This window comes from Sphingomonas paucimobilis NBRC 13935, assembly GCF_000739895.2.
Classification (GTDB): Bacteria; Pseudomonadota; Alphaproteobacteria; order Sphingomonadales; family Sphingomonadaceae; genus Sphingomonas; species Sphingomonas paucimobilis.
The window spans coordinates 13,585-39,829 of the sequence record NZ_BBJS01000058.1 but is presented as its reverse complement, the minus strand read 5'-3'; the positions used below and the strand labels follow the sequence as shown (position 1 = coordinate 39,829).

Below are 26,245 nucleotides of genomic sequence, written 5' to 3'. Positions count from 1 at the left end.
CGCAGGGTCAGGAACGCGCCGGCCGACAGGCCCCGCCGAAACCGGTCGTGATAGGTAAGATACAATAGGAAGCCGCTGAGTGTGAAGAACAGGACGACGGCCAGATGCCCATAGCCCAGCCAGGTTCTGGAAATGGGCCGCAAGGCCGATGACATGGTAATAGACGATGATCGCCGCCAGCCTGCGAAAGCCGTCCAGCGCAGGATAGCCGCGGCCGGTATCGCCCAAGGGAGAACCTGGCCGCGATCATTCACCCAAATCGGTTCCGCCATCCCTGTATCCTCGCCCCCGATCCTAGGTGAGACGAGCGGGCATAAAAAACGCCCGTGCGAGGGGACTCCCCGCACGGGCGTTTGTGCTTACCGGTCCGACAGGATCAGGCGACGGCGCCCTTGATCTGGTCGACCAGGTCGGTCTTTTCCCAGGTGAATAGCGCGCCTTCGGCTTCGCGGCCGAAGTGACCATAAGCGGCGGTCTTGGAATAGATCGGCGCGTTCAGCTTCAGATGCTCGCGAATGCCCTTCGGCGTCAGGCGGACGAGCTTCGGCAGCGCCGCCTCCAGCTTGGCTTCCTCGACCTGGCCGGTGCCGTGCAGGTCGACATAGACCGACAGCGGCTCGGCGACGCCGATCGCGTAGGAGAGCTGGATGGTGCAGCGCTTGGCCAGACCTGCGGCGACGACGTTCTTGGCGAGATAGCGCGCGACATAGGCGGCCGAACGGTCGACCTTGGTCGGGTCCTTGCCGCTGAACGCACCGCCGCCATGCGGAGCCGCACCACCATAGGTGTCGACGATGATCTTGCGGCCGGTCAGGCCAGCGTCACCGTCCGGGCCACCGATTTCGAACAGGCCGGTCGGGTTGACGTAGATCTGCTTGTCGTCGGGCAGCCAGCCCTCGGGCAGGATGTCGGTCAGGACCGACTTCACATAATCGCGAAGCTTGGCCTGGCCCGCTTCGTTCGACAGGTCTGCCGAGTGCTGGGTCGACACGACGATCGCGGTCGCGCGGACAGGCACGCCGTTCTCATATTGCAGCGTGACCTGGCTCTTGGCGTCCGGCTCCAGGAAGGGGGCCGCGCCGGAGTGGCGGTCGGCCGCCATCTTTTCCAGGATCTTGTGGCTGTAATAGAGGGTGGCGGGCATCAGGCCGGGCGTCTCGTCGGTCGCATAACCGAACATGATGCCCTGGTCGCCGGCGCCTTCGTCCTTGTTGCCGCTCTCGTCCACGCCCATCGCGATGTGCGCCGACTGGGCGTGCAGGTTGTTCGAGAAGTCGAAATTCTCCCAGTGGAAGCCCGACTGTTCATAACCGATCCGCTTCACGGTATCGCGCACGGTCTTCTCGATCTCTTCCAGCGCGCCCTCGGCCCACTGGTCGTTCTCGAACACGCCCTTGCAGCGGATTTCACCGGCCAGCACGACCTTGTTGGTGGTGGTCAGCGTTTCGCACGCGATGCGCGCTTCGGAGTCCTTGGACAGGAACAGGTCGACGATCGCGTCGCTGATCTGGTCGGCGACTTTGTCGGGGTGACCTTCGGAAACCGATTCCGAGGTAAAGATGTACGAGTTCCGCATTCCCGTCCTCATAAGGATATAAAGATAGCTTTATATCTCTCCTAGCGGGCGCGGCGCCTTATGGCAACGCCGATCGCGGCCAGCGCCATGGCGACGGCCAGCGCCAGCATGTTGCCGAGCCGCGAGAAGACCGTCGGCGGCAGCGCGGCGGGCAGGGGGGCTTCGGCCGCCCCGGCGGTCAGATGCGGGACCGTCGCGAGCAGCCGCCCGTCCGCGGCGATGATGGCCGAAATGCCGTTGGGCGTGGAACGGATGATGGGCAGCCCTTCCTCGATCGCGCGCATCCGCGCCTGCGCCAGATGCTGCGGCGGACCCCAGCGACCGAACCAGGCATCGTTGGACGGGTTGAAGAGCAAGCGGGGGCGATGCGCCTCATCGACCACCTGGCCCGAGAAGATGATCTCATAGCAGATCTGCACCCCCACTTGCCCGAAAACGGGAAGGCGCAGATTGCGGGGGCCGGGGCCCGCGCTGAAGTCCATGTCGCCGGGCACGAGCCGCGCCAGCCCCAGCGGCTTGAGCAGCCAGGGCATGGGCAGATATTCGCCATAGGGCACCAGATGTGCCTTGTCATAGCGACCGATGATCTGCGCGCGCGGGTTGATCGCGAAGACGCTGTTGGTGGCGCTCGTTACCCGCCGCCGATCGGACGAGAAGTTGAGCGCGGTGCCGCCGACCAGCGCGGCATCGCGCGGACCCAGCACATTGGCGATCTGGCGGCGCGTCCAGGCGGGCGGGGCATAGTTGAACCCGAAATAGGCCCAGTCGGGATAGCCATCCTCGATCATGTCGCGCACCACGCCCTCGGGCCAGACGACCAGGCGCGGACGCGGACCCGACCGACCCGACAGGCCGGTCAGCGTGCGCAGGAGGAGCGGGCCGTCACTCTCGCCGCGCTGGTCCTGGCCGATATTGGGCTGCACGACGCGGACCAGCGGCGCGTCGGCCGCCGGTCCTGGCGCACGGGTGAGGGGGGCGGACAGCGCGGCGACTCCGGTCGCGGGCACCATCACCACCGCCAAATGCCAGCGCCGCCGCAAGCCCAGCCAGATCGCGCCCGCCAGCACGACGGTCAGCCCCGACAGCGCATAGGTGCCGACGAACGCGCTCATCCGTGCGACGCCGATGACGGGCAGCCACGCGACCGACAGCGGGTCCCAGGCATAGCCGGTGAAGAGCCGCGCGCGTAAGTATTCGGTCGCGATCCACGCGGCGCCGAAGATCAGGACATAGGCCGCATCCGGCCGCCGCCCGCGAAACCGCCACGCCACACCCGCCGCCGCCATCGGGAAGATCGCCAGATACAGTGCCAGCCCGACCGCGGCGAAATAGCCCAGCACGGGGGGCATCTTGTCCTGGAAGTCGAAGGCGTGCTGGAACCAGTTGTTGTTGATCGTGAAATGCCCGACCCCGAATGCCCATCCACGCCATAGCGCGCCGCGCATGGTGGACGCGTCATGGACAAGCGCCAGCAGGACGATCAACCCGGCCAGCAACAGCGGCCAAAGGTCGAGCGGGGCAAAGCCACAGGCGGCGACGGCACCGGCAAGCAGCGCGATAAGGGCGGGATAGCGGGTCACGGCGACAGGCTATGGCGCGTGCTCATGACAGGAGCAATGCGGATGACGCGATCCTCCCCGTGAGGGGCGCCCGAAGCATGGTCGGAAAGCGTGCGATGAGGTGTGCCAGATGATGAAGCCCCTTGGGGAGGAAAGGGTGGCAAAACGGCCCCCGTCACCCTAGCTTTCCTATATGACCCTTCGCCCCTTCCATCTCGCCTTCCCGGTCCATGATCTGGCGGCCGCTCGGCATTTCTACGGCCGGGTCCTCGGCTGTGCCGAAGGGCGGTCCAGCGATCATTGGATCGACTTCGACCTGTTCGGGCATCAGATCGTTGCCCATCTCGACCCGGCGGCCGAGCCGGTCACGGTCGAGAATGCGGTTGATGGCCATCAGGTGCCGGTGCCGCATTTCGGTGTCGTACTGACCATGGCCGACTGGGAGGCATTGGCCGCGCAGGTGGAGGCGGCGGGCATATCCTTTGGCATCGCGCCCTATGTCCGGTTCAAGGGGCAGCCGGGCGAGCAGGCGACGATGTTCTTCCGCGACCCCAGCGGCAATGCGCTGGAGTTCAAGGCCTTTGCCGACGACGCGATGCTCTTTGCCACGGAGATGACCGCATGAGCGCCCCGATTTCCCTCGATATCCCGCACAAGCTCGGCAAGGCGGCGGTGCGCGAACGCCTGGACGGTGGAGTCGGCAAGATCGGCCGGCTGATCCCCGGCGGCGCCACGGTCGAGCATCGCTGGGACGGCGACACGATGCACTTCACCGTCGGCGCGATGGGACAGTCGGTCGCGGCGCAGGCGACCGTGTTCGAGGACAAGGTCCATGCCGTGGTCCACCTGCCGGCGTTCCTGTCGCTCTTTTCCGGGCAGATCGAGGCGGTGATCCGCTCGGAGGCGCCGAAGCTTTTGAAGTAAAACGGTTCTTCATCCTCCTGCTGCTAAGGGAGGGGGCGCGAATTGCGCTGACGGAGGATGTCGCTGCTGGTGAGGTCGTGCCGGCCATTTGCCGTCCTGGCCTACGGCTCTTAGAACAATTCCGTAACACCGCAGGCGGCAAAAGGGAGCATCGATGGCGCTGCACACTTGGTGGCTCTTTGTCGGAGCCGTATTTCTTCTGTCGGGCACGCCGGGCCCCAACATGCTTCACATCATGACCCGCTCGGTCGATCTCGGGCTGAAGCGCAGCGTTGCGGCCATGGCGGGGTGCCTGTCCGCCGTGGTGCTCGTATTGGCCGCGTCCGCCGCCGGCCTGACGACGCTGCTCCTGGCACTCCCGGGAGCGTTCGAGGTGATCCGCTATGCGGGTGTCGCCTATCTGTTGTTCCTGGGCGTCAAGGCATGGCGGGCGGACAGTGCCCCGATCGATGTCAGCGAAGGCGTGATCATGCCGAGCATGTCGAGGACAGCCGTGTTCCGGGGCGGTTTTCTCATCGGTATCAGCAATCCCAAGCTGATCCTGTTCGCCGTGGCATTCCTGCCGCAATTCATCAATCCGGCCAGAGCGCAGGTGCTTCAGTTCGCGATCCTTGTCGGCACTTTCGCGGTCATCGAGGCCTTCTGGTACGCCATCTATGCGCTCGGCGGGCGTTCGCTGTCGCGTTACCTCAACAGGCCGGCGGTCAAGCGCGCGTTCAACCGCGTGACGGGCGCCATCTTCATGGGCTTTGGCCTGGCCCTGCTGCGGGTGAAACCGGCCTGATCGTTGTCGGACGGGAGCCGTCGCCGGCTCCCGTCCCGCAAGGTCATTTCGCCGCGCTGACCCGCCACACGACATTGCCGACATCGTCGGCGACCAGAAGCCCGCCCGCCTTGTCGACGATCACGCCGACCGGCCGGCCCTGCGCCTCGCCCTTGGCGTCGAGAAAGCCGCTGACCACGTCGATCGGCTTGGCACCAGGCACCGGGAAGCCATTGGCGCCGAACGGCACGAACGCGACCTTGTAGCCCGAGGCCGGCTTGCGGTTCCACGAACCATGTTCGCCGATGAACGCGCCGCGCGCATAACGGTCGCCCAGCTTGGCGCCCTGCGAGAAGGTCAGGCCCAGCGCGGCGACATGCGGGCCCAGCGCATAATCGGGGCGCTTCACATATTGCTGGAGTGCGGGGTTCGCGGGCTCGACCCGATCGTCGGGATAGCCGCCCCAATAATACCAGGGCCAGCCGAAGTGATCGCCCAACTCGATCTGGGTCAGATAATCGGGCGCCAGGTCCGAGCCGAGCATGTCACGCTCGTTCACCACCGTCCATAGCCGGTTGTTGATCGGGTTCAGCGCCATGCCGACCGGATTGCGCAGGCCGGCGGCATAGATGCGCCAATATTTGTCCTTCGGCCACACCTGCAGGATGGCGGCGCGATTCTTTTCGGCGGCCATCCCGTTTTCGGCGATATTGCTGGCCGAACCGACCGAGACATAGAGCGTCTTGCCATCCTCGGCGGCGATGACGTTGCGCGCCCAGTGATTGCCCGCCGGCGCCAGCGGCACGACCTTTTCGGGCTTGGCCGTCATCTGCGTCTCGCCCTCGCGATAGGGCACGCGGACCAGCGCATCGTTATCGGCGATGTACAGATAACCGTCGAACAGCACCATGCCGAAGGGCGAATTGAGCCCGGTCATGAAGGCGGTCTTCCTATCGGCCACGCCGTCGCCATTGGTGTCGCGCAGCAGCGTGATTCGGTTGGCCGAAGGCACCGCCGCCCCGGCGCGACCCAGGAAGAAGTTCATCACCCGCTGCGTGATCCCGGCGGCGGGACGTGGCGGCGAATTGGTCTCGGCGACCAGCACATCGCCATTGGGCAGTTGGTACAGCCAACGGGGATGATCGAGGCCGGTGGCAAAGGGCTGGATTGCCAGTCCGGCCGCCACCTGGGGCTTGGCCCCCTGGGCCCAGCCGACCGGCTTGGCGATGTTGACGGTCGGGATGACCTGTTCGCGCGGCGCGCTGATCATGGGCTGCTTGCCCGCGACCTGATCGACGCTCAGCCGCGCGGTATCGGGCCAGGCCAGCCAGGTGACGACGGCAATGCCGATCAGAATGATGATGCCGAGCAGGATCAGGACGTGTTTGCGCATGGTCCTGAGATACGCATGGCGGCGCGCGGGGGGAAGGGGTTGCGCACGAGGACCTGACCGTCATCGTGCGCGAAAAGGGTTGGCCGCCGGTGTTTAGGGAGCGCACCGGCGGCCGTCGAAGGCGCGAAGGTCAGGGAGTTATTTCGCGCCCTCGAACTTGGGAGCTTCAGCTTCGGTGTTCTTGTGCGGCTCGGTCATGGCCATGCGATCCACGTCCTTGTGGGTCTCACGGTCCTCCTCGCTCTTGTCGAGCGTGGCGAGCGCATCGCGGACGCCTTGCGCATAGGCCGGATCGACCTTGGCGAAATGGCCGAGCTGGCGCTCGATGATGAAGTCGGGGATGCCGTGCATCGCCGCCGCCAGATTGTGATACAGACGGCCCTTCTGCTCGTCCGAGAACATGGTCCACAGCGCGCGCGGCTGGACGAAGTCATCGTCGCCGACCGGCTGTTCCCAACGCTTGGCGATGCCTTCGACTTCCATCGGCGGCTCGTTGTAGCTCGGGTCCTGCGCCGGACCGTCGAAGCTGTTGGGCTCGTAATAGGCGTCTGGATTGCCATTGTCCGCGAAGAAGCGGAGCAGGCCATCCTTGTGATAATGTGCGACCGGCGCCTTGGGCTGGTTGACCGGCAACGCCTCGTAATGCGCGCCCAGGCGATAGCGATGGGCATCCGCATAGGAGAAGATCCGGCCCTGGAGCATCTTGTCAGGTGAGAAGCCGATACCCTTCACCACGTTCGACGGCGAAAAGGCGGCCTGCTCGACCTGCGCGAAATAGTTTTCCGGGTTCTTGTTCAGCTCGATCTCACCGACCTCGATCAGCGGAAACTCGCTATGCGGCCACACCTTGGTCAGGTCGAACGGGTTGTAGCTGGTGTGCTTGGCCTGTTCCTGGGTCATCACCTGGACGTACATCGTCCATTTCGGGAAGCGGCCCTCATGGATCGCGCCGTACAGCTCCTCCTGATAGGATTCGCGGCTCTTGCCGATGACTTCGGCAGCTTCCTCATTGGTGTAGTGCTTGTGGCCCTGCTGGGTCTTGAAGTGAAACTTGCACCAGTAACGCTCACCCGCATCGTTCCAGAACGAGAAGGTGTGGCTGCCATAGCCGTTCATATATTGCGGGCCGACGGGCAGGCCGCGGTCGGAGAACAGGATGGTGACCTGATGCACCGACTCCGGGCTCAACGACCAGAAATCCCACATCGCGGTCGGCGAACGCAGATTGGTGCGCGGATGGCGCTTCTGGGTACGAATGAAGTCCGGAAACTTATACGGGTCCCGCACGAAGAAGATCGGCGTATTGTTGCCGACCAGATCCCAGTTGCCGTCCTCGGTATAGAATTTGAACGAGAAGCCGCGCACGTCGCGCTCGGCATCGGCCGCGCCCTGCTCGCCCGCGACGGTCGAGAAGCGGAGCAGCAGATCGGTCTTCTTGCCGACCTCGTTGAACAACTTGGCGTTGGTGTATTGGGTCACCTCGGTCGAGGTGACGGTCAACGTGCCGAACGCGCCCCAGCCCTTGGCATGGACGACACGCTCGGGGATACGCTCGCGATTCTGGTGGGCCAGCTTCTCGATGAGCTGGTAATCCTGGAGCAGCAGCGGCCCGCGCGGACCGATGGTGATCGAATTCTGGTTGTCACCGACCGGTGCGCCGGCCGTCGTCGTCAGACGATTCTTGATATCTGCCATCGGAACTCTCCCTTGCAGCATTCTGGCCTGTTGAACGGACCATAGGGGAGAGGGTTCGATCGCGATAACGTATTAAAATGCGGTCTGTGATCGATTGAGTGATTTTCGGGGTGGGTGGCTTCGGGGGGCCGGACGAAGGGTAAAGCATGGCCTTCGACGTCGCTCAGGCGAAACGGAGCGAGGGGGAAGGGCAAGCATGCCAACCTCCGTTCGGCCCGAGCGCAGTCGAAGGCTGAGGGCCCTATTCTTCCGCCGTCGCCACCGCCGGATGCAGACGCAGACGATGGATGCGTCGCTCGTCCGCCTTGGTCACCTCGATCCGCCAGCCGCTGGGATGGTCGATGCAGGTCCCGACCGGCGGCACCTGTCCCGCCAGCACGGCGGTGAGACCGCCCAGCGTGTCGACATCATCCTCGGCCTCTTCCAGCGCGGGGTCGACCGCGCGGCCGACTTCTTCCAGCCCGACACGCGCATCGGCGTCCCAGGCACCGCCGTCGAGCGGGACGAGCATCGCCTGCGGCGCCTCGTCATGCTCATCCTCGATTTCGCCGACGATCTCCTCGATCAGATCCTCGATGGTGACGAGGCCCTCGGTGCCGGAGTATTCGTCGAGCACCACCGCCAGATGCACCCGCTTCTGGCGCATGTCGGCGAGCAGATCGAGCGCGCCGCGCGACATCGGCACATAGAGCGGATCGCGGATCAACCCGACGATGGTCGCAGGATGCTCCGCGCCGGTGGCCAGGATGTTGAACACGTCCTTGATATGGACCATGCCGATGATCGAATCGAGCGTCTCTCGATAGACGGGCAGGCGGCTATGCCCGGCTTCCGCGAAAATCTGGACGAGATGGTCGAAGGTGGTCCGCTCTTCCACCGCGATGATGTCGGCGCGGGGGACACCCACATCCCCGGCATCACGCTCGCCGAAATGGAGGAGATTGCGGACCATCTGCCGCTCGAGCGGGGTCAGATCGCCCTTGGCATCGGGGCCGGGATCGCCCTCATGCCGATCGATCGCCTCTTCGAGCTGATCGCGCAGCGATTCTTCCTGATCCTCCCCGAAGATCAGGCTTTTCAGCCCGCGCCATATACCATTTTCGTTGGAGTCACCGTTGCCGGTGCTGCTACTGGGGCCGTCGGCCATCGGGGGGTGTCAGTCCTCGCGCACTAGATAAGGGTCGGCGATGCCAAGGCTGGCCAGCGCGTCGCGTTCGATCGCTTCCATCGCTTCGGCCTCGTCATCCTGCATATGATCATAGCCTAGCAGATGCAGCACGCCATGCACCAGAAGATGAGTCGCATGCGTTTCGGGCGAAATTCCACGGTCGGCCGCTTCCGCGATACAGACGCCATGGGCCAATACGATATCGCCCAGCAGCACCTCGCCATCGTCCGAATTCTGCGTCACCGTTTCGATCAGATCGGGCTGCACCATCGGGAAGGAGAGGACGTTGGTCGGCTTGTCCTTCTGCCGATACTGGCGGTTGAGCGCATGCACCTCGTCATCGCTGGTCAGCCGGACCGAGATTTCGATCGACGCGGGCGTGGTCAGCAAGGGGCCATGCGGCGTGCGTTCGATCGCGGCGCGCGCGGCGCGGGTGGCGATCGCCTCCCAGCTATCCTCGTCGCCGGACCAAGGCTCTTCGTGGATCAGCGCAATCTCGATCATCGGAGCCTTTCAGGGTTGGCTGGGCGGACGAGTGTGAAATCGCCGCCCCCTATCAACAGTTCCGGCGTTACGCCATCGAAAGGACCAATCAGGCGTTGGGCCCTTCATAGGCATCAACGATCCGGCCGACGATCGGGTGGCGGACGACGTCGGCGGCGGTGAAGCGGCTCATCGCGATGCCCTCCACGCCTTCCAGGCGACGGACCGCATCGGCGAGGCCGGAGGCCGCGACGCCGCCGGGCAAGTCGACCTGATTGGGATCGCCGCAGATCACCATCCGGCTGTTCTGGCCGAAGCGGGTCAGGAACATCTTCATCTGCGCGGGCGTGGTGTTCTGGGCTTCGTCGAGGATGACGAAGGCGTCGGCCAGCGTCCTGCCGCGCATGAAGGCGATCGGCGCGATCTCGATCTCGCCGCTGGCGATCCGACGCTCGACCTGCTCGGCGGGCAGGCAGTCATAGAGCGCGTCGTAGAGCGGGCGGAGATAGGGATCGACCTTCTCCTTCATGTCGCCGGGCAGGAAGCCCAGCCGCTCGCCCGCCTCGACCGCCGGGCGCGACAGGATCAGCCGCTGGACCGATCCGGTGATGAGTTGCGCCACCGCCTGCGCCACCGCGACATAGGTCTTGCCGGTACCCGCCGGGCCGAGCGCGAAGATCATGTCGTTCGACACGAGCTGCTTCATATAATGCGCCTGGGCGGGGGTGCGCGGCACGATCGTCTTTTTGCGCGTCCGGATCATGATCGGCGGCGCGGAGGTGCGTTCAGCGCTGAGGATGCCGTCGAGCGTCGGCTCGGAGGCCATCGCGATCGCGGCGTCGACCAGACCGGTATCGACCTCCTCGCCGCGCTGGATACGGGCATAGAGATCATTCAGCACGTCGCGCGCCAGCGCCACCTGCTCGGCGGTTCCCTCCAGCCCCACCCGGTTGCCGCGTGCGGTGATGTAGACGCCCAATCGATTTTCCAACGCGACCAGATTGCGGTCATATTGGCCGAACAGCTGCGCCAGCACTTGCGGTTTGTCGAAGCTGATTTCCGCCCGGCTACGTTCACCGGCCTGGGCGGGGAGGGGCTTGCGGCTCATGCGGTCCTTTCACCGTCTGTGTTTCGGCCAAGATGGGATGGCCCGGCACGGAACGCCAGCGAAATTGCGTGACATAGGTGTGACGGGGACAAGGTTTTTGCGCGCGGAGACGCGGAGGCGCGGAGATGGCGTATCCGGCGGCGCGTTTGGCTTTTCCGCCTCGGGCCAACCCAATGGCTTCCGATCGTGACGATAGGGCGTGGGCTTCGACTTCGCTCAGCCTGAACGGGGGGGGGGGCGTTACGCCGCTTCGCGCACCTTCGCCTGCCCGGTCAGCGAATTGGGGCCTGCTGCGACCAGTTCCACCTCGATCAGGTCGCCAATTTGATGGTCGCCGATCAGGTGGACCGACTGGAGCCAGGGCGACTTGCCGAGCATCTGGCCGGGCAGCTTGCCGCGCCGCTCGATCAGGACGGTGCAGGTGCGGCCGACGCTGGCGGCGTTGAACGCATGCTGGTCGCGGTTGAGCGCGGCTTGCAAACGCTGGAGCCGGTCGTCCATCACCTCGGCCGGAAGCTGATCCGCCATGGTGGCCGCAGGCGTGCCGGGGCGGGGGGAGTATTTGAAGCTGAACGCCTGGGCATGGCCCATCGCATCGACCAGGCTCAGCGTGTCGGCGAACTCCTCCTCGGTTTCGCCGGGGAAGCCGACGATGAAGTCGCCCGACAGCGCGATATCGGGGCGCGCCGCGCGGACGCGGTCGATCACGCGCATATAGCTGTCGCGCGTATGCTGGCGGTTCATCGCCTTCAGGATGCGGTCGCTGCCCGACTGGACGGGCAGATGGAGGAACGGCATCAGGCTTTCGACATCGCGGTGCGCGTCGATCAGACCTTGCGTCATGTCGTTGGGATGGCTGGTCGTATAGCGGATGCGGTGAAGGCCCGAAATCCGGTCCAGCTCGCGGATTAGGCCGTGCAGGCCGCGATCGTCGGCATCGTTCCACGCATTGACGTTCTGGCCCAGCAGCGTGATCTCGCGTGCGCCCGCATCCACCAGCGCCTTGGCCTCGTCGACGATCGCCGAGAAGGAGCGGCTGACCTCCGCCCCGCGCGTATAGGGCACCACGCAATAGGTGCAGAATTTGTCGCATCCCTCCTGCACGGTCAGGAAGGCCGAGGGGCCGACCTTGCGGCGGCCGGGCAGATGGGCGAATTTCGACTCGACCGGCATGTCCGTGTCGAGCGCGGCCTCGCCTGCTACCGCCTTGGCGACCAGCTCGGGCAGATTGTGATAGGCTTGCGGGCCCACCACCACATCGACCTTGGCGCGGCGGACGATCTCCGCGCCTTCGGCCTGGGCGACGCAGCCGGCGACCGCGATCATGGGCTTGCGACCCTGCTCGCCGGCGTCCTTGCGCAGGCGGCCAATATCCGAATAGACCTTCTCGGTCGCCTTTTCGCGAATGTGGCAGGTGTTGAGCACCACCAGATCGGCGGCGCTGGCGTCGTCGGTCGCGGACAGGCCTTGCGCGGCCATCAACTCGGCCATGCGCTCGCCGTCATAGACGTTCATCTGACAGCCGAAGGACTTGACGTGAAAGGTCTTGGGAGATGCGGGCATCCGCGCCCCTTATCGCAAATCCCGAGTGGTCGCCAGACTTGGCTCTTCGCCCAGCAAATGGAGTCTATCCGCCTGCGATCCGGCGACGTGCTTCGGCCGCCAGCGCCTTGCGATCGGGGTAATCGGCCGGGTCGAAGGGCTCCAGATAATGGAGCGTCACGGTGAACCGTCCGGCCCGGCGCAGCACGCGCTTGGCATGGGCGTCACCCGGATCTGTGCCCAGCCAGGCGAGGTCACTCGCCGCCGCGCCATAGTCGATCCGCACCGGCTGGACTTGGATGCCCGCTATCGGCGGCACCAGTGCGGCGAACAGCGCGGGCTTGAAGGGCAGGAGGGTGAGGTCGTCGCCCGTCGTCCCCTCCGGAAAGACCGCCAGCGGCTGTCCATCCGCCAGCGCGCCGCGGATCGCCACCACCTGATCGGCAACGCCCAGCCGATCGGCGCGCTCGACGAACAAGGTCCGGTTTAGCCCGGCCAGCCAGCCGATCAACGGCAGGCCGGCAACCTCGGCCTTGGCGACGAAACGGGCGTTCGCCGTTCCCGCCAGCAGGAGAATGTCGAACCAGCTCAGGTGGTTGGCGGCGATCATCACGTTGCGGCGCACGGGCGTGCCGATCACGCGGATATCCGCACCCAGGATCACCGCCACCCGGCGCAGGAAGCGGGGCGGCCAGGGCGAGGCACGGCCCAGCCCTCGCCATATCCCGTGCAGGATCAAGGCGATCAGCAATGCCCCGACGATATGACAAAGGCGACCCGCTGCGCGCAGGCCGCCCTTATGATCGGCGTCGACAGGGGCCGCGACGGCGCTCACCCCTTGCGGTCGAGGCTGACGCCGTAGAGTTCCATGCGGTGATCGACCAGGCGGAATCCCAGCTTCTCGGCGATCGCCTTTTGGAGCTGTTCCAGTTCGGGGTCGACGAACTCGATCACTCGGCCGGTCTCGACATCGATCAGATGGTCGTGATGCGCCTCGGGCGAGGGTTCGTAGCGTGCGCGCCCATCGCCGAAATCATGGCGGTCGAGGATGCCCGCTTCCTCGAATAGGCGGACCGTGCGGTAGACGGTCGCGATCGAGATGCCCGGATCGATCTTGGCAGCGCGCTCATAGACCTTTTCCACGTCCGGATGGTCCTCCGCCTCCGACAGGACGCGGGCGATCACGCGGCGCTGTTCGGTGATGCGCAGTCCCTTTTGTGCGCACAGCGCTTCGAGATCGATTTTGCGGGCCATGATATTCAAACTCCTCGGGCTGCCCCCTCTCTACGCGCAAAGGCTTGTTGCGAAAAGAGGATAGCGACTCGCAATAACCCGGAAACAGTGATCGGATCAGGCGATAGCGCGGCGATAGGTGTGCGCGTCATACTGACGCTCATCGGCGCCGCGATAATAATTGCGCCGTTCGCCGCACTTGGTGAAGCCGTGGCGGGTGTAGAAGAGGATGGCGGGATTGTTCGATCGCACCTCCAGATGCAGGGTGACCACCCCGGTGGCGGCGCAGTCGCGCACCACCTGTTCGATTAACGCGCTGCCGATGCGGCTGCGTCGATGCTCGGGCGCGACGCCCAGCAACAGCAGCTCGGCCTCATCCATCACCGAGCGGACCAGCGCGAAGCCGGCGGCCTCGTCCCCCATCTCCGCCAGCAACAGGTGAATGCCGGGCAGCGCCATCACGCCCAGCAATTGGGCGCGCGTCCAGGCCTCTCCCCATTGCGGGTCGAAGGCGGCGGCCATCACCGCCTCCACCGCCCCGGCATCGCGGGCGTCGCCGGGGCGCAACGAAAGGCTGAGGCTCGCCATCAGGCGGCGGTCGCCTCGGGCGGGGTGATGCCGCCGGGCAGCTTGGCGTCGGGCGCGCGCCCATAGACCGGGCGCGGGGCCATATCGGTCAGCGCCGGGGGCAGGCGCCAGGCCTCGGCCGCATTGGGCAGGGCTTCGACCACCGGCAAGTCGGGAGCGATCGCGCTCAGCCAGCGAACGCCATTGCCTACCGCCACACGGCCTTCGAGCGTCGCCAGTGCGGCCTCGGGCTTCATCGAGGCAAAGGCGCTGAGCGGCGTCAGGTCGCGGGCAAAGGCCTGGACGAAGACCTCGCCATGCCCGCCCTCCAGCACGACCGACACGGCATCGACGTCGCGCGTGGCGAAGGCGGCGGCGGCGACCAGCGCCAGCGAGCTATAGCCCGAGGCTCCGATCCCCCATCCGAACGCCAACCCGCGCGCGGCCGCGATGCCGACACGAATGCCGGTGAAGCTCCCGGGGCCGCAATCGACCAGGATACGCTCCGCTCGGCCGCCGTCTGGCAGGTCGGCGATCATCGGCACCAGCTTTTCGGCATGGCCGCGCCCGACCACGTCATGGGCACGCGCGATCACCCGATCGCCGTCGAGAAGGGCGACCGAACAGGCGGCGGTGGCGGTGTCGATGACCAGTGTGCGCAAGTTCGGCTCAGACGATCCGGTTGGCCTGTTCGAACGCCAGGCGCGGATTGCGCGGGTGCAGCGTGCTCCGATCGCCATAGCCGAGGGTCGCGATGAAGTTGGATCGCACGCCCGGCTGATCGGCGAAGAACGCCTTGTCCACCGCACCCTGGTCGAAGCCTGACATGGCCCCCGTGTCGAGGCCCAGCGCCCGCGCCGCGAGGATCAGATAGGCCCCCTGAAGCGAGCTGTTGCGGAACGCCGAGGCTTCGCGCAGCTCGGTATTGCCGTCGAACCAGCTCTTGGCATCGACATGCGGGAAGAGCTGCGGCAGGTTTTCGTGGAAATTGACGTCCATGCCGATGACGACGGCGGCGGGCGCGGCGCGGATCTTCTCCGCATTGCTGCCCGTCGCGCAATCAGCGAGCTTGTCCTTGGCGTCCTGGCTCAAACACCAGACGAGCCGCGCTGGCATCTGGTTGGTCGAGGTCGGACCCATCTTCATCAGGTCCCACAGCACGTGGATCTCGTCCTCGCCGACAGGCGTGTCGAGATAATGGTTGAAGGTGCGGCCCTCGCGGAACAGCCGATCGAGGCTGGCGTGGTCGATCGGGTTCATCAAACGGCCCTGACTTCGGTCACTTCGGGGACATAATGGCGCAGCAACTGCTCGATGCCGTTCTTCAGCGTCGCGGTCGAGGAGGGGCAGCCGGCACAGGCGCCCTGCATTTTCAGATAGACCTTGCCCTTGTCGAAGCCACGATAAACGATGTCGCCGCCGTCATTGGCGACGGCGGGGCGCACCCGCGTGTCGATCAACTCGCGGATCTGTGCGACGATGTCGGCATCCTCGGGATTGTCGGCGAAGGTTTCTTCCTCGGCCGGAACCGCGAAATCGGCCGCACCCTGCTTGAACAGCGGCATCTGCGCCGAGAAGTGATCGAGCAGGATGCCCAGCACATCGGGCTTCACATCCGACCAGTCGACACCCGGCGCGATCGTGACCGACACGAAGTCGCGGCCGAAGAACACGCCCGTCACATCGCCCAGATTGAAGATCGCCTCGGCCAGCGGGCTGGCGGCGGCTTCCTCGGGCGAGGCGAAGTCGCGGGTGCCGCTGTCCATGACCTTGCGGCCGGGCAGGAATTTCAGCGTCGCCGGGTTGGGCGTCGGTTCGGTCTCGATCAGCATGGGTCCCATGTGGCGCGGGCGGCGGCAGGGATCAAGCGCGGGAGGAGAAAGGTTGCGTTTCGCGGGGACAAGCCATGATGCGGATGGCGGTCAAAAGGCCGACCACCCGCCATCATTGGCCGCGCGCCGCCGGACGTCGTGGACCGGGCTCGCGGATGCGGTGCGCGATGCCATGACGGACGTCGGGGCCGATGTCGGGGCGGTCAACCGGAAGCGCGACACGGCGTCGTTCAGTTGCTCGGCTTCCTGCGCCAGGTTGCGCGCGGCGGCGGTCGCCTGTTCGACCATCGCGGCATTTTGCTGAGTGACGCCGTCCATCTCCAACAGGGCGGTGTTGATATGGCCCATGCCATTGGCCTGGCGCGCGGTATCATCGGCAATTCCGGTCATCAGGGCGCCGATCTGCGCCATGCCCTGGTTGATCCGGTCGAGCGCGTCCCCGGTTTCGCCGACCAGTGCCACCCCGGCACGGACCTGATCGGAACTGGCGAGAATCCGCGCCTTGACGTTGTGCGCCGCCTCGGCCGACCGCTGGGCGAGCGCGCGGACCTCGGAGGCGACGACGGCAAAGCCCTTGCCTGCATCGCCCGCGCGCGCCGCTTCCACCCCGGCATTGAGGGCCAGGAGATTGGTCTGGAACGCGATCCCGTCGATCACGCCGATGATCTCGGCGATTTCGGTCGAGGCCTGCTCGATCCCGCCCATCGCCGTGCGGGCGCGGTCGACCACTGCACCGCCGTCGCGCGCATCGTTCCGGGTCCGTTCGACCGCGCGCGCCGCCTCCGCCGTGCCGCTGGCGGCATCGCAGACGGTAGCGGTGATCTCCTCGACCGCCGCCGCGGTTTCCTCCAGGCTGGCCGCCTGTTGTTCGGTCCGCTGCGACAGGTCGTCTGAGGCCTGGCGGATGTCCATCGATCCGGCGCGAATGCCGCCCGCCGCGTCCGCGACCAGAGCCAACGCTGCCTCCAGCGCCTCCATCGCGCCGTTGAAATCGGCCTTCAACCGGGCAAAGGGCTCGTCGAGCGGTGCGTCGATTCGCGCGGTCAGGTTGCCCTGTGCCAGCGAGGAGAGGCCCCGGCCGATGCTGTCGACGATCAGCGTCGTCTGCGCCGCCTTGGCCTGTTCCGCCTGTGCCAACTGATCGCGGAACGCGGCCATGGAGCGGGCCATCTCGCCCACTTCGTCGTCGCGTGCGCCGTGCGGGATGACGGCATCGGTCTGTCCCTCGGCCAGCGATCCCATCGCGGCGCGCAATTCGTGGAGCGGGCGCACGACCGTGCGCAACGCCATGAAGAGCCCAGTGGCCAGCCCGGTGATGGCGAGCAGCACGGTCGCGCCGATCAGGATCCAACGGCCCCGTTCGGCAATATCCTCGGCGCGCGCATGGAGCGTCGCGACCTCGCCGTTCAGGCTGTCGATCTTGGCGTCGGCGATCTTGGAGGCGAGCCGTTCGGCCGGCCGCACCCGCTGGCGGAAATGCGCCATGGCGCCGGCGCGATCGCCGGCATTGGCCAGCCGCCCGACGATCGCCAGTTCCTCGCGCACCTGGGCCTGCGAGTTGAGATAGTCGGGCGTCGCAACATGGCCGGTATAATCCTCGGCCAGGGCCGTGAGTTCGTCGCCAAAGATCTTCAGTCGTTTGTGGAACTTGTTCAGGATCACCTGGCGTTCGTCGGGATCGTCCTCGGTCGACAGGTTGAGCGCGTCGCGTTGCAGCGAACGGCTGACCGAGCGTAATTCGGCGAGCTGGAACATCGCCGTTTCGGCATCGGTGGCGGTCGCATTGGCGCCGGCGACCCGGGTCTCGATCCGCAGGGTGACGGCCGACAAAATGCCCAACAGAACCATCGAGATGAGCACAGGCGCGATCAGGCGCGCAGCGACACTCTTCAGGAACATGACAAATCCATGACAGAAAACCCGAGGCAATAGAATGATTTGGGCCTTTGTCCCTGTCGGGTTGCCGGAAAGTTAACGCGCCGCTGGCAGCGAACCGTTCGATAAAAATTTAATCTGGGTCAATATTCCAGGGTCTTGATGTCACGCCTGAATTTCAGGCCCGCGTCGACGACGAAGAATATGAAGAATCGCCCGCGCCAGCCAGGATCCCGGCCCGCGCAAGGGACGGGCGAAGCGGATGCGAAGGACGAGTCGCGGGCCATTCGCCTCGTTCCAGGCTTCATGCGCAAAGCTGTCGTCGAACATCAGTGTCTCACCTTCCGCCCAGCGGACGATCCGGTCATGGATGCGCATCCGGACATCACCACAACGCGGCACGCGAAGCCCGAGGTCGCAGGTGATCAGCGCCTTGGTCGGTCCGCGCCGCATCGGGCGATGGGTCGCGGCGGGCAGGATCACAAAGGCCGCCGACTCAAGTCCCGGAATCTGATGCAGCAAGGCCATGGTCTCGGGGCAGCGGGGCAGCGCATCCGCTACACCCGAGCCCTGATGCCAGAGGGGTGTCTCGCCATCGTCCGCCACGATCGCCAGCGCTTCGTCGTGGACGCTTCCCCAGTGACGGCGCAGCGTCGCGGTCCAGTCGAATGCGCGCACGTCGAGCACCGGTCCGGTCGAAACCAACGAAAAGGAGCCGATCAGCCGATCGGCCAGCCGCTGCGCGCCATGGCGAAGGCCTATCGCAGCGGCGGGGCGTGTATCATGCGATTCGCGGCGGGGCGCGGGAACCAGCGACAAATCGGGGCGGGGGGAGGCGGTGTTCGAGGCGGCCCCCAGGGGCTCGCCCGATTTGTGCCATATTGTGCCCGGCGCAGGACGCTGGACACCGGCATTCATCGACTTGGTCATAACGCTCCGCACATCCCCGGTCTGGCCCTTCGCGTCCGGGGCTTTTCGCCCCTGGGCCGCAACGCCAGCATCATTCGGACTAAGCGCATTGTGGGTCGAAATCATGGCGTCCGACCGGCTTCGCGCGGGCCGACCATGGCGATTGTGGGGCGGCTGGCGATCCGCCGCCGGCCGCGATAAGAGGGGGAATGGCGTTTCCGTCCCGCGCGATGCGCGCTCTTGCCCTGCCGGTCCTTCTCGGGCTGGCGCTTCCGGTCATCGGTCAGGCTCCCCGGCCGGCCCCGACCGACAATCGCTCCGTTCCGCAGGGGATGCCGGTCCCCGCGACCGTGGCCACCGCGCCGCAAGGCGAGGCGACGCGTGATCCGCTGGCGCCGCTGCCGCCCATCCCAGGCGTCGACCAGTCGGCCTGGCTCTACAAGGATTCGGACCTTCCCCAGGACAAGGCGTGGAAGTTTGGCACCCTGCCCAACGGCCTGCGCTATGCGGTGCGGCGTAATGGCGTGCCGCCGGGGCAGGTGGCGGTGCGGGTGCGGATCGATGCCGGTTCACTAAACGAGCGCGATTCGGAGCGCGGCTTCGCCCATCTGATCGAGCATCTGTCGTTTCGCGGGTCGCAATATGTCCCCGATGGCGAGGCGAAGCGGATCTGGCAGCGGCTAGGCGCGACCTTCGGGTCGGACTCCAACGCCTCGACCACGCCGACCCAGACCGTCTATCAGCTCGATCTCCCCGGCGCGACCGAGGGCGGGCTGGACGATAGCCTGAAGATCCTGGCCGGCATGATGGCCGCGCCGTCGCTGACCACGCAGGCGCTGAATGCCGAACGCCCGGTGGTGCTGGCCGAACGTCGCGAACAGCCGGGTCCCCAGGTGCGCTATTCGGACAAGGTGCGGGAGACCTTCTTCGCCGGCCAACCACTCGCCGAACGCTCGCCGATCGGCCAGCTCGCCACGCTGGAGGCCGCGACGCCCGAGAGCGTGCGCGCCTTTCACGATCGCTGGTACCGTCCCGAACGCGCGGTGGTGATCATCTCGGGGGATCTCGACCCGCTGCTGCTCGCCAAGCTGGTCGCCAAGAATTTCGGCGACTGGAAGGGCGTCGGCACCAGTCCGCCCGATCCCGATTTCGGCACGCCCAAGGCCGATGCGCCGGCCGTCGGCGCGCTGGTCGAGCCGTCCATGCCGCCGATGGTCGCGATGGCGGTGCTGCGACCGTGGAAATATCAGAGCGACACCGCGATCTTCAATCAGAAGCGCATGGTCGACATGGTCGCCGCACGGCTGATCAGCCGGCGATTGGAGAATCGCGCGCGCGCCGGGGGCAGTTTCCTCCAGGCCGCCGTGTCGCTCGACGACGTCTCGCGCTCGGCGAACATGACGACGGTCAATGTCATGCCGATCGGTGACAATTGGGAAGCCGCGTTGAAGGACGTACGCGCGGTCATCGCCGACGCGATGGCCACCCCGCCGACCCAAGCCGAGATCGACCGCGAACTCGCCGATTATGACGCGATCATGCGCACCCAGGTCGAAACCGCGCGCGTCGAAGCCGGCGCCAAACAGGCCGACGACATGGTCGGCGCGCTCGACATTCGCGAGACGGTGACCGCGCCCGACACCAGCTATGAGATCCTGAAACAGGCGGTGGCGGCGAAGATGTTCACGCCGGAGACGGTGCTGGCCTCGACCCGCAAGATTTTCCAGGGCACCGCGACCCGCGCGCTGGTCAACACCCGTACGCCGCAGCCCGATGCGGTGGCGCAGCTGACCGCCGCACTGAAGGCCGATGTCCGTCCGCTGGCCGAGCAGCGTCGGCGGCAGGGCAATATCAGCTTTGCGCAACTGCCCAAGCTGGGTGCCCCCGGCAAGGTCGTCAGCCGCGAGCGCTTCCCCGAACTGGGGGTGGAGAAGGCCGTGTTCGCCAATGGCGCACGCCTGCTCCTGCTCGCCAATGACGGTGAGACGGGCCGCGTCTACTTACGCGTGCGGTTCGGGCGGGGCTATGACGCCTTGCCCGCCAATCGCGAAAGCCCGGCTTGGGCCGCCGACATGGCGCTGGTCGCGGGCGGTATCGGCAAGTTCGACCAGGGTGATCTCGACCGGCTGACTGCCGGGCGGCGCATGGGCATGGACTTCGACATCGACGACGATGCCTTCGCCTTCAACGCGCTCAGCTCGCCCGATGATTATGCCGACAATCTCAAGCTGATCGCCGCCAAGCTGATTGCGCCGCGCTGGGACGCCGCACCGATCAACCGGGCCAAGGCGGCGATGCTGGCGGGCTATGAGGGTTTCGATTCCTCGCCCGATGGCGTGCTGGGCCGCGATCTGGAGCGGTTGCTGCGCGACGGCGATCCCCGCTGGGGCACGCCGCCGCGCGCGGTGGTCGAGGCGACGACGCCCGAATCGTTCAAGGCGCTCTGGGCCCCGCTGCTCGCCTCCGGGCCGATCGAGGTCTCGATCTTCGGCGATGTGAAGGCCGATGACGCGATCAAGGCGGTCGCCGCCAGCCTGGGCGCGATCCCGGCGCGGAAAGGGGATACCGGTCCGGTGCCGCCGATCCGCTTCCCCGCCCATGTCGCGACCCCGGTGGTGCGCACCCATGGCGGCCCGGCGGACCAGGCCTCGGCCGTGATCGCCTGGCCGACCGGCGGCGGCTCGGCCGACGATCGTATCCGCAACCGGCTGGACGTGCTGGCGCAGGTCTTTTCCGATCGGCTGTTCGACCGGCTGCGCTCCGAAGCAGGGGCGAGCTATAGCCCGCAGGTCGCCAGCCAATGGCCGATCGGTCTGCCCAGCGGCGGCCGGATGATCGCGATCGGCAATGTCGCGCCCGACAAGGTCGACCTGTTCTTCGCGACCGCCCGTGCGATCGCCGCCGACCTCGCTGCCAAGCCGATCGATATTGACGAGCTGCAACGCATCAAGCGGCCCATGGCGCAGCGGCTGCTGCGCATGTCGTCGGGCAACCAGTTCTGGATGCAGCGACTGGGCGGCGCGGCCTATGATCCGCAGCGGATCGAGGCGACGAAGCGGCTGGCCGAGGATTTCGTCTCGATCGGTCCGGCCGATATCCAGGCCGTGGCGCAACGTTTCCTGCGACCCGACACCGACTGGACGTTGAAGGTCGTGCCTAGGGCGAAATAAATTCCTCCCCTGCAAGGGGAGGGGGACCAGCGAAGCTGGTGGAGGGGTGCCGCTATCGAGAGGGTGACACCCCTCCGTCGCGCTCCGCGCGCCATCTCCCCTTAAAGGGGAGGAACAAGGTGGGCGACGAGACGTTTCACACGCCTTTTGCCTTTGCGCGGTGCAAAATCTGCGCTGCCCTTTCGCTTTGCGCGCTTTTCGGCTATGGCGCGCGCCGACATACCCTCCGAACAAGAGAAACCTGCATGAGCCTCCGCAACGTGGCGATCATCGCGCACGTCGACCATGGCAAGACGACCCTGGTCGATCAGCTGTTCCGCCAGTCGGGCACCTTCCGTGACAACCAGCGCGTCGAAGAGCGCGCGATGGACTCCAACGACCTGGAAAAGGAGCGCGGGATCACGATTCTCGCCAAGCCGACCTCGGTCGACTGGACTCCCCCGGGCAGCGACGAGTCGATCCGCATCAACATCGTCGACACCCCCGGCCACGCCGACTTCGGCGGCGAGGTGGAGCGCATCCTGTCGATGGTCGACGGCGTCGTCCTGCTGGTCGACTCGTCGGAAGGCGCGATGCCGCAGACGAAGTTCGTGACCGGCAAGGCGCTGGCGCTGGGCCTGAAGCCCATCGTCGTCGTCAACAAGGTCGACCGTGCCGACGCGCGTATCCAGGAAGTGCTGGACGAAGTGTTCGACCTGTTCGTCTCGCTCGACGCGAATGACGAGCAGCTCGACTTCCCCGTCCTCTATGCCTCGGGTCGCAACGGCTATGCCTCGACCGACATGGACGCGCGCGAAGGCACGCTGATCCCGATGTTCGAGACGATCGTGAACCATGTGCCCGCCCCCAAGGTCGAGGTCGAGGACGTGCCCTTCACCTTCCTGGTGACGCTGCTCGACCGCGACAACTTCCTCGGTCGTATTCTGACCGGCCGCGTCAATTCGGGCACGGTCAAGCTGAACCAGGCGATCCACGCGCTCGACGCCGATGGCAATGTCATCGAAACCGGCCGCGCGTCGAAGATCCTGTCGTTCCGTGGTCTGGACCGCGTGCCGGTCGAGGAAGCCAAGGCGGGCGACATCATCTCGCTGGCGGGTCTGGCGGTCGCGACCGTCGCGAACACCATCGCCGACACCTCGGTCAGCGAGCCGCTGAAGGCGCAGCCGATCGATCCGCCGACGCTGTCGATGCGTTTCGCGGTGAACGACTCGCCGATGGCGGGCCGTGAGGGCACCAAGGTCACCAGCCGCATGATCCGCGACCGCCTGATGCGCGAAGCGGAGTCGAACGTTGCGGTGAAGGTCACCGAGAGCGACGATCGCGACAGCTTCGAGGTTGCCGGTCGCGGCGAACTCCAGCTGGGCGTTCTGATCGAGACGATGCGCCGCGAAGGTTTCGAGCTGGGCATCAGCCGCCCGCGCGTGCTGTTCGGTGAGGACGAGGACGGCAAGAAGACCGAGCCGTACGAAACCGTCATCATCGACGTGGACGAGGAATATTCGGGCACGGTCGTCGAGAAGATGAACCTGCGCAAGGCCGAGATGACGGACATGCGTCCCTCGGGCGGCGGCAAGACCCGCATCACCTTCTCCGCGCCGTCGCGCGGCATGATCGGCTACCACGGCGAGTTCCTGTCGGACACGCGCGGCACCGGCATCATGAACCGCCTGTTCGAGCGTTACGGCCCGCACAAGGGCAAGATCGAAGGCCGCAAGAACGGCGTCCTGATCTCGAACGGCGCCGGCGAAGCGCAGGGCTATGCCCTGGGTCCGCTCGAAGAGCGCGGCATCCTGTTCGTCGGTCACGGCGAGGCGCTGTACGAAGGCATGATCATCGGCGAGAACGCCAAGACGGATGACCTCGAGGTCAATCCGATGAAGGCGAAGCAGCTGACCAACTTCCGTGCGTCGGGCGGCAAGGACGATGCCATCCGCCTTACCCCGCCGAAGAAGATGACGCTGGAACAGGCGATCGCCTATATCGACGACGACGAGATGGTCGAAGTGACCCCGAAGTCGATCCGTCTGCGCAAGCGCTACCTCGACCCGAACGAGCGCAAGCGCGCGGCTCGCTCGAAGGCGGCGTAAGGGACAAGGGGCCGGACGGAAACGTCCGGCCCTTTTTCTTTGGGGGATGCCGACGTCATCATCTCTCTTGTTCAGACCCACCCTCCGTTCAGCTTGAGCGAAGTCGAAGGCCAAGGGAAACGCTCTGCCAAATTGCCCTAGCGGCAAATGCGCAGGCGTGGCCTTCGACTTCGCTCAGGCTGAACGGGGCGGGGTGGACGTAAGGGCTGGGGAAAACCCATCTCAAACCCTCATTCCGTTTCGCCGCATTCCCGCCTATCGGCCTTTCACCATCGATGGGTAAAAGGGATGAAACCGATATGAGGATCGCGGCGCTGTTGGCCTTGGCCATGACTCCGACGATATTCGGCACAGCACCTGCCCTCGCGGCCGAGACCCGCTCGCCGATCCTGCTGTCCGAATTCATCGACGCCAACGCCCCCTATCCGCAGGCGCATGCCTCCACCATCGCCGAACTCCCCGATGGCACTTTGGCCGCCGCCTGGTTCGCGGGGTCGGGCGAAAGCCGCCCCGATGTCCGCATCTGGTTCGCGCGGCGCGGGACCAAGGGCTGGGATGCCCCGGTACCGGTCGCGGACGGGATCAGTGCCGATGGCCGGCGCTATCCGACCTGGAACCCCGTGCTGTTCCAGCCGCCGGGCGAGCCGCTCCACCTCTACTACAAGGTCGGCCCCAATCCGCGCCAATGGTGGGGCACGGTGATCCGCTCCAGCGATGGCGGACGCCACTGGACCCGGCCCGAACGACTGCCCGATGGCGTGCTGGGCCCGATCAAGAACAAGCCCGTCATCGCCCCCGATGGCGCCTGGCTCTCCCCCTCCAGCCGCGAGGAAGGGACGGCCGAGGCCAATATCTGGTCGCTGCGCATCGAACGCAGCACCGACAAGGGCAAGAGCTGGACGGTCGGCCCGCGCATCGCCAGCCCGATGCATATCGAGGCGATTCAGCCCAGCATCCTGTTCCATCGCGACGGCCGGCTCGAACTGGTCGCGCGCACGCGGCAGGGGGCGCTGGCGCAAAGCTGGTCGCGCGACAAGGGCGTCACCTGGTCGCCGATCGCGGCGATCGACCTGCCCAATCCCAACGCCGGCACCGATGCGGTGACGCTGGCCGATGGGCGGCAATTGGTCGTCTATAATCATAGCGCCCATGCGCCCGATACGCCCGGCGACGGGCCGCGCTGGCCGCTCAATATCGGGCTGTCGGACGATGGCGTGCGGTGGCGCAACGCCCTGACGCTGGAGAGCAAGCCGATGCCCGATGGCTATGCCTATCCGGCGGTGGTGCAGACCCGCGACGGACTGGTGCATGTGACCTATACGTGGAACCGCCAGCATATCCGGCATGTGGTGATCGATCCGCGTTTGTTGCGGTAAGGGGGCGTGGGCTTCGACTTCGCTCAGCCTGACATCCTCTTCTCGCTCCGTTCAGCCTGAGCGCAGTCGAAGGCCAAGGGAATTCCTTAGTAAGCTAAGGGGATGCGCCCGCCCCCCCGCTCCGCTAAATCACCGCCATGACCACCAAACCCCCCATCGGTCGCGACACGCGGCTGTGCATGTCGCTGTCGGCGCGGCCCGGCAATTTCGGATCGCGGTTCCACAACCGGCTCTACGAGCTGACCGGGCTCGATTATGTCTACAAGTCGTTCAGCACGACCGACCTGGCCGCTGCGATCGGCGGCATCCGCGCGCTGGGTGTTCGCGGCTGTGCGATCTCGATGCCGTTCAAGGAGGCGGTGATCCCGATGCTCGACGGGCTGGCGGGATCGGCGGTGGCGATCGACAGCGTCAACACCATCGTCAATGATGACGGGCGACTGACCGGCTACAACACCGATTATGCCGCCGTGGTCGAACTGATCGCCGATATCGACCCTGCCACGCCGTTTATGCTGCGCGGCTCGGGCGGCATGGCCAAGGCGGTGGCGGCGGCCTTGCGCGATTCGGGATTCACGCGCGGCACCATCGTCGCGCGGAACGAGGCGGTCGGGCGGCCGCTGGCCGCGCTTTATGGTTTCGACTGGGCGAGCGAGCCGGTCGAGGGGGCGGCCATGCTGATCAACATCACGCCGATCGGCATGACCGGCGGCAATGAGGCCGATCTCGCCTTTCCGGAGGCGATGATCGCGGCAGCCGAGATCGCTTTTGACGTGGTGCAATATCCGCCCGAAACCCGATTCCTGACCACTGCCAAGGGGCTGGGCAAGCGAATCATCACCGGCACCGAGGTCGCCACCATCCAGGCGCTGGAGCAGTTCGTCCTTTATACGGGTGTGCGGCCCAGCGCGGAGCAGGTCCGTGAGGCGGCGGAATACGCCTATAGCTCGGGCTGACCCCAGACCTTCCTCCCAGCGCTGGCGGG

The 26,245-nt window shown here is 66.0% G+C and carries 23 protein-coding genes; 7 read left to right on the top strand and 16 right to left on the bottom strand.

What is annotated here, in order from left to right; translation table 11 throughout:
* Positions 1-376: 376 nt before the first annotated feature.
* Positions 377-1,576 carry a methionine adenosyltransferase gene (metK, locus tag SP6_RS17775; RefSeq protein ID WP_007406981.1) on the bottom strand — a complete coding sequence of 400 codons (1,200 nt, stop codon included), beginning with the start codon at positions 1,574-1,576 and terminating at the stop codon, positions 377-379.
* Positions 1,577-1,617: 41 nt separating this feature from the next.
* Positions 1,618-3,156, bottom strand: a complete 1,539-nt coding sequence (lnt, locus tag SP6_RS17770; protein WP_007406994.1) for an apolipoprotein N-acyltransferase — start codon at positions 3,154-3,156, stop codon at positions 1,618-1,620.
* 172 nt (positions 3,157-3,328) lie between these two features.
* Between lnt and SP6_RS17765 the strand changes: the two genes are divergently transcribed.
* The 3 genes from SP6_RS17765 (at position 3,329) to SP6_RS17755 (ending at position 4,843) form a co-directional block, all read left to right on the top strand.
* A complete protein-coding gene (locus SP6_RS17765) occupies positions 3,329-3,760 on the top strand; it encodes a VOC family protein (protein ID WP_007406972.1) in 432 nt (143 codons plus the stop codon).
* On the top strand, positions 3,757-4,059 hold the full coding sequence (locus SP6_RS17760) for a polyhydroxyalkanoic acid system family protein (RefSeq protein ID WP_007406986.1): 303 nt from the start codon (positions 3,757-3,759) through the stop codon (positions 4,057-4,059). Before SP6_RS17765 ends, SP6_RS17760 begins: the two co-directional genes overlap by 4 nt.
* 154 nt (positions 4,060-4,213) lie before the next feature.
* Positions 4,214-4,843, top strand: coding sequence for a LysE family translocator (locus tag SP6_RS17755; protein WP_007406984.1), 630 nt, complete (start codon positions 4,214-4,216; stop codon positions 4,841-4,843).
* A gap of 43 nt (positions 4,844-4,886) precedes the next feature.
* On the opposite strand, the gene SP6_RS17750 is transcribed toward SP6_RS17755, so the two are convergent.
* The 14 genes from SP6_RS17750 to SP6_RS17685 all read right to left on the bottom strand — a co-directional run bounded on the left by SP6_RS17750 (position 4,887) and on the right by SP6_RS17685 (position 18,648).
* Positions 4,887-6,215 carry a PQQ-dependent sugar dehydrogenase gene (locus SP6_RS17750; protein ID WP_007406971.1) on the bottom strand — a complete coding sequence of 443 codons (1,329 nt, stop codon included), beginning with the start codon at positions 6,213-6,215 and terminating at the stop codon, positions 4,887-4,889.
* 138 nt (positions 6,216-6,353) lie between these two features.
* On the bottom strand, positions 6,354-7,910 hold the full coding sequence (locus SP6_RS17745; protein ID WP_007406996.1) for a catalase: 1,557 nt from the start codon (positions 7,908-7,910) through the stop codon (positions 6,354-6,356).
* A 241-nt stretch (positions 7,911-8,151) separates the two neighbouring features.
* Positions 8,152-9,057 (bottom strand): hemolysin family protein, encoded by a 906-nt coding sequence (locus tag SP6_RS17740; protein ID WP_007406988.1) that lies wholly within the window; start codon positions 9,055-9,057, stop codon positions 8,152-8,154.
* Positions 9,058-9,066: 9 nt separating this feature from the next.
* Positions 9,067-9,582: an rRNA maturation RNase YbeY gene (ybeY, locus tag SP6_RS17735; RefSeq protein ID WP_007406993.1), complete on the bottom strand. Its 516-nt coding sequence runs from the start codon at positions 9,580-9,582 to the stop codon at positions 9,067-9,069.
* A gap of 88 nt (positions 9,583-9,670) precedes the next feature.
* A complete protein-coding gene (locus SP6_RS17730; RefSeq protein WP_007406991.1) occupies positions 9,671-10,669 on the bottom strand; it encodes a PhoH family protein in 999 nt (332 codons plus the stop codon).
* A gap of 240 nt (positions 10,670-10,909) precedes the next feature.
* Entirely contained in the window at positions 10,910-12,232 is a 1,323-nt protein-coding gene (gene miaB, locus SP6_RS17725) for a tRNA (N6-isopentenyl adenosine(37)-C2)-methylthiotransferase MiaB (protein WP_007406985.1), read from the bottom strand.
* Between the two features lie 64 nt (positions 12,233-12,296).
* Complete coding sequence (locus tag SP6_RS17720) at positions 12,297-13,046, bottom strand: lysophospholipid acyltransferase family protein (protein WP_007406974.1); 750 nt, start codon at positions 13,044-13,046, stop codon at positions 12,297-12,299.
* Positions 13,043-13,465: a Fur family transcriptional regulator gene (locus tag SP6_RS17715; protein WP_007406973.1), complete on the bottom strand. Its 423-nt coding sequence runs from the start codon at positions 13,463-13,465 to the stop codon at positions 13,043-13,045. The genes SP6_RS17720 and SP6_RS17715 overlap by 4 nt, the downstream gene beginning before the upstream one ends.
* A gap of 96 nt (positions 13,466-13,561) precedes the next feature.
* Positions 13,562-14,032: a ribosomal protein S18-alanine N-acetyltransferase gene (gene rimI, locus SP6_RS17710; RefSeq protein ID WP_007406992.1), complete on the bottom strand. Its 471-nt coding sequence runs from the start codon at positions 14,030-14,032 to the stop codon at positions 13,562-13,564.
* Complete coding sequence (tsaB, locus tag SP6_RS17705; protein ID WP_007406989.1) at positions 14,032-14,673, bottom strand: tRNA (adenosine(37)-N6)-threonylcarbamoyltransferase complex dimerization subunit type 1 TsaB; 642 nt, start codon at positions 14,671-14,673, stop codon at positions 14,032-14,034. Before tsaB ends, rimI begins: the two co-directional genes overlap by 1 nt.
* A 7-nt stretch (positions 14,674-14,680) precedes the next feature.
* Entirely contained in the window at positions 14,681-15,271 is a 591-nt protein-coding gene (locus SP6_RS17700) for a malonic semialdehyde reductase (RefSeq protein ID WP_007406977.1), read from the bottom strand.
* Positions 15,271-15,843: a NifU family protein gene (locus tag SP6_RS17695; protein ID WP_007406982.1), complete on the bottom strand. Its 573-nt coding sequence runs from the start codon at positions 15,841-15,843 to the stop codon at positions 15,271-15,273. The genes SP6_RS17700 and SP6_RS17695 overlap by 1 nt, the downstream gene beginning before the upstream one ends.
* Before the next feature lie 90 nt (positions 15,844-15,933).
* Complete coding sequence (locus SP6_RS17690) at positions 15,934-17,742, bottom strand: methyl-accepting chemotaxis protein (RefSeq protein ID WP_007406987.1); 1,809 nt, start codon at positions 17,740-17,742, stop codon at positions 15,934-15,936.
* Between the two features lie 141 nt (positions 17,743-17,883).
* Positions 17,884-18,648: an aspartyl/asparaginyl beta-hydroxylase domain-containing protein gene (locus tag SP6_RS17685; RefSeq protein WP_007406983.1), complete on the bottom strand. Its 765-nt coding sequence runs from the start codon at positions 18,646-18,648 to the stop codon at positions 17,884-17,886.
* A gap of 188 nt (positions 18,649-18,836) precedes the next feature.
* On the opposite strand from SP6_RS17685, the gene SP6_RS17680 reads away from it, so the two are divergent.
* The 4 genes from SP6_RS17680 to SP6_RS17665 all read left to right on the top strand — a co-directional run bounded on the left by SP6_RS17680 (position 18,837) and on the right by SP6_RS17665 (position 26,216).
* A complete protein-coding gene (locus SP6_RS17680; RefSeq protein ID WP_007406995.1) occupies positions 18,837-21,797 on the top strand; it encodes a M16 family metallopeptidase in 2,961 nt (986 codons plus the stop codon).
* A 245-nt stretch (positions 21,798-22,042) separates the two neighbouring features.
* Positions 22,043-23,884, top strand: coding sequence for a translational GTPase TypA (gene typA / locus SP6_RS17675; RefSeq protein ID WP_037570231.1), 1,842 nt, complete (start codon positions 22,043-22,045; stop codon positions 23,882-23,884).
* Positions 23,885-24,183: 299 nt separating this feature from the next.
* Positions 24,184-25,260, top strand: coding sequence for a sialidase family protein (locus SP6_RS17670; RefSeq protein ID WP_007407101.1), 1,077 nt, complete (start codon positions 24,184-24,186; stop codon positions 25,258-25,260).
* Between the two features lie 137 nt (positions 25,261-25,397).
* Entirely contained in the window at positions 25,398-26,216 is an 819-nt protein-coding gene (locus SP6_RS17665; protein WP_007407098.1) for a shikimate 5-dehydrogenase, read from the top strand.
* The last annotated feature ends 29 nt before the right edge of the window (positions 26,217-26,245 follow it).

Coding starts and splice junctions, on each gene's coding strand:
- metK (WP_007406981.1), bottom strand. CDS start 1,576: ATGCGGAACTCGTACATCTTTACCTCGGAATCGGTTTCCGAAGGTCAC.
- SP6_RS17765 (WP_007406972.1), top strand. CDS start 3,329: ATGACCCTTCGCCCCTTCCATCTCGCCTTCCCGGTCCATGATCTGGCG.
- SP6_RS17760 (WP_007406986.1), top strand. CDS start 3,757: ATGAGCGCCCCGATTTCCCTCGATATCCCGCACAAGCTCGGCAAGGCG.
- SP6_RS17755 (WP_007406984.1), top strand. CDS start 4,214: ATGGCGCTGCACACTTGGTGGCTCTTTGTCGGAGCCGTATTTCTTCTG.
- SP6_RS17750 (WP_007406971.1), bottom strand. CDS start 6,215: ATGCGCAAACACGTCCTGATCCTGCTCGGCATCATCATTCTGATCGGC.
- SP6_RS17745 (WP_007406996.1), bottom strand. CDS start 7,910: ATGGCAGATATCAAGAATCGTCTGACGACGACGGCCGGCGCACCGGTC.
- SP6_RS17740 (WP_007406988.1), bottom strand. CDS start 9,057: ATGGCCGACGGCCCCAGTAGCAGCACCGGCAACGGTGACTCCAACGAA.
- ybeY (WP_007406993.1), bottom strand. CDS start 9,582: ATGATCGAGATTGCGCTGATCCACGAAGAGCCTTGGTCCGGCGACGAG.
- SP6_RS17730 (WP_007406991.1), bottom strand. CDS start 10,669: ATGAGCCGCAAGCCCCTCCCCGCCCAGGCCGGTGAACGTAGCCGGGCG.
- miaB (WP_007406985.1), bottom strand. CDS start 12,232: ATGCCCGCATCTCCCAAGACCTTTCACGTCAAGTCCTTCGGCTGTCAG.
- SP6_RS17715 (WP_007406973.1), bottom strand. CDS start 13,465: ATGGCCCGCAAAATCGATCTCGAAGCGCTGTGCGCACAAAAGGGACTG.
- rimI (WP_007406992.1), bottom strand. CDS start 14,032: ATGGCGAGCCTCAGCCTTTCGTTGCGCCCCGGCGACGCCCGCGATGCC.
- SP6_RS17700 (WP_007406977.1), bottom strand. CDS start 15,271: ATGAACCCGATCGACCACGCCAGCCTCGATCGGCTGTTCCGCGAGGGC.
- SP6_RS17695 (WP_007406982.1), bottom strand. CDS start 15,843: ATGCTGATCGAGACCGAACCGACGCCCAACCCGGCGACGCTGAAATTC.
- SP6_RS17690 (WP_007406987.1), bottom strand. CDS start 17,742: ATGTTCCTGAAGAGTGTCGCTGCGCGCCTGATCGCGCCTGTGCTCATC.
- SP6_RS17685 (WP_007406983.1), bottom strand. CDS start 18,648: ATGACCAAGTCGATGAATGCCGGTGTCCAGCGTCCTGCGCCGGGCACA.
- SP6_RS17680 (WP_007406995.1), top strand. CDS start 18,837: ATGGCGTTTCCGTCCCGCGCGATGCGCGCTCTTGCCCTGCCGGTCCTT.
- typA (WP_037570231.1), top strand. CDS start 22,043: ATGAGCCTCCGCAACGTGGCGATCATCGCGCACGTCGACCATGGCAAG.
- SP6_RS17670 (WP_007407101.1), top strand. CDS start 24,184: ATGAGGATCGCGGCGCTGTTGGCCTTGGCCATGACTCCGACGATATTC.
- SP6_RS17665 (WP_007407098.1), top strand. CDS start 25,398: ATGACCACCAAACCCCCCATCGGTCGCGACACGCGGCTGTGCATGTCG.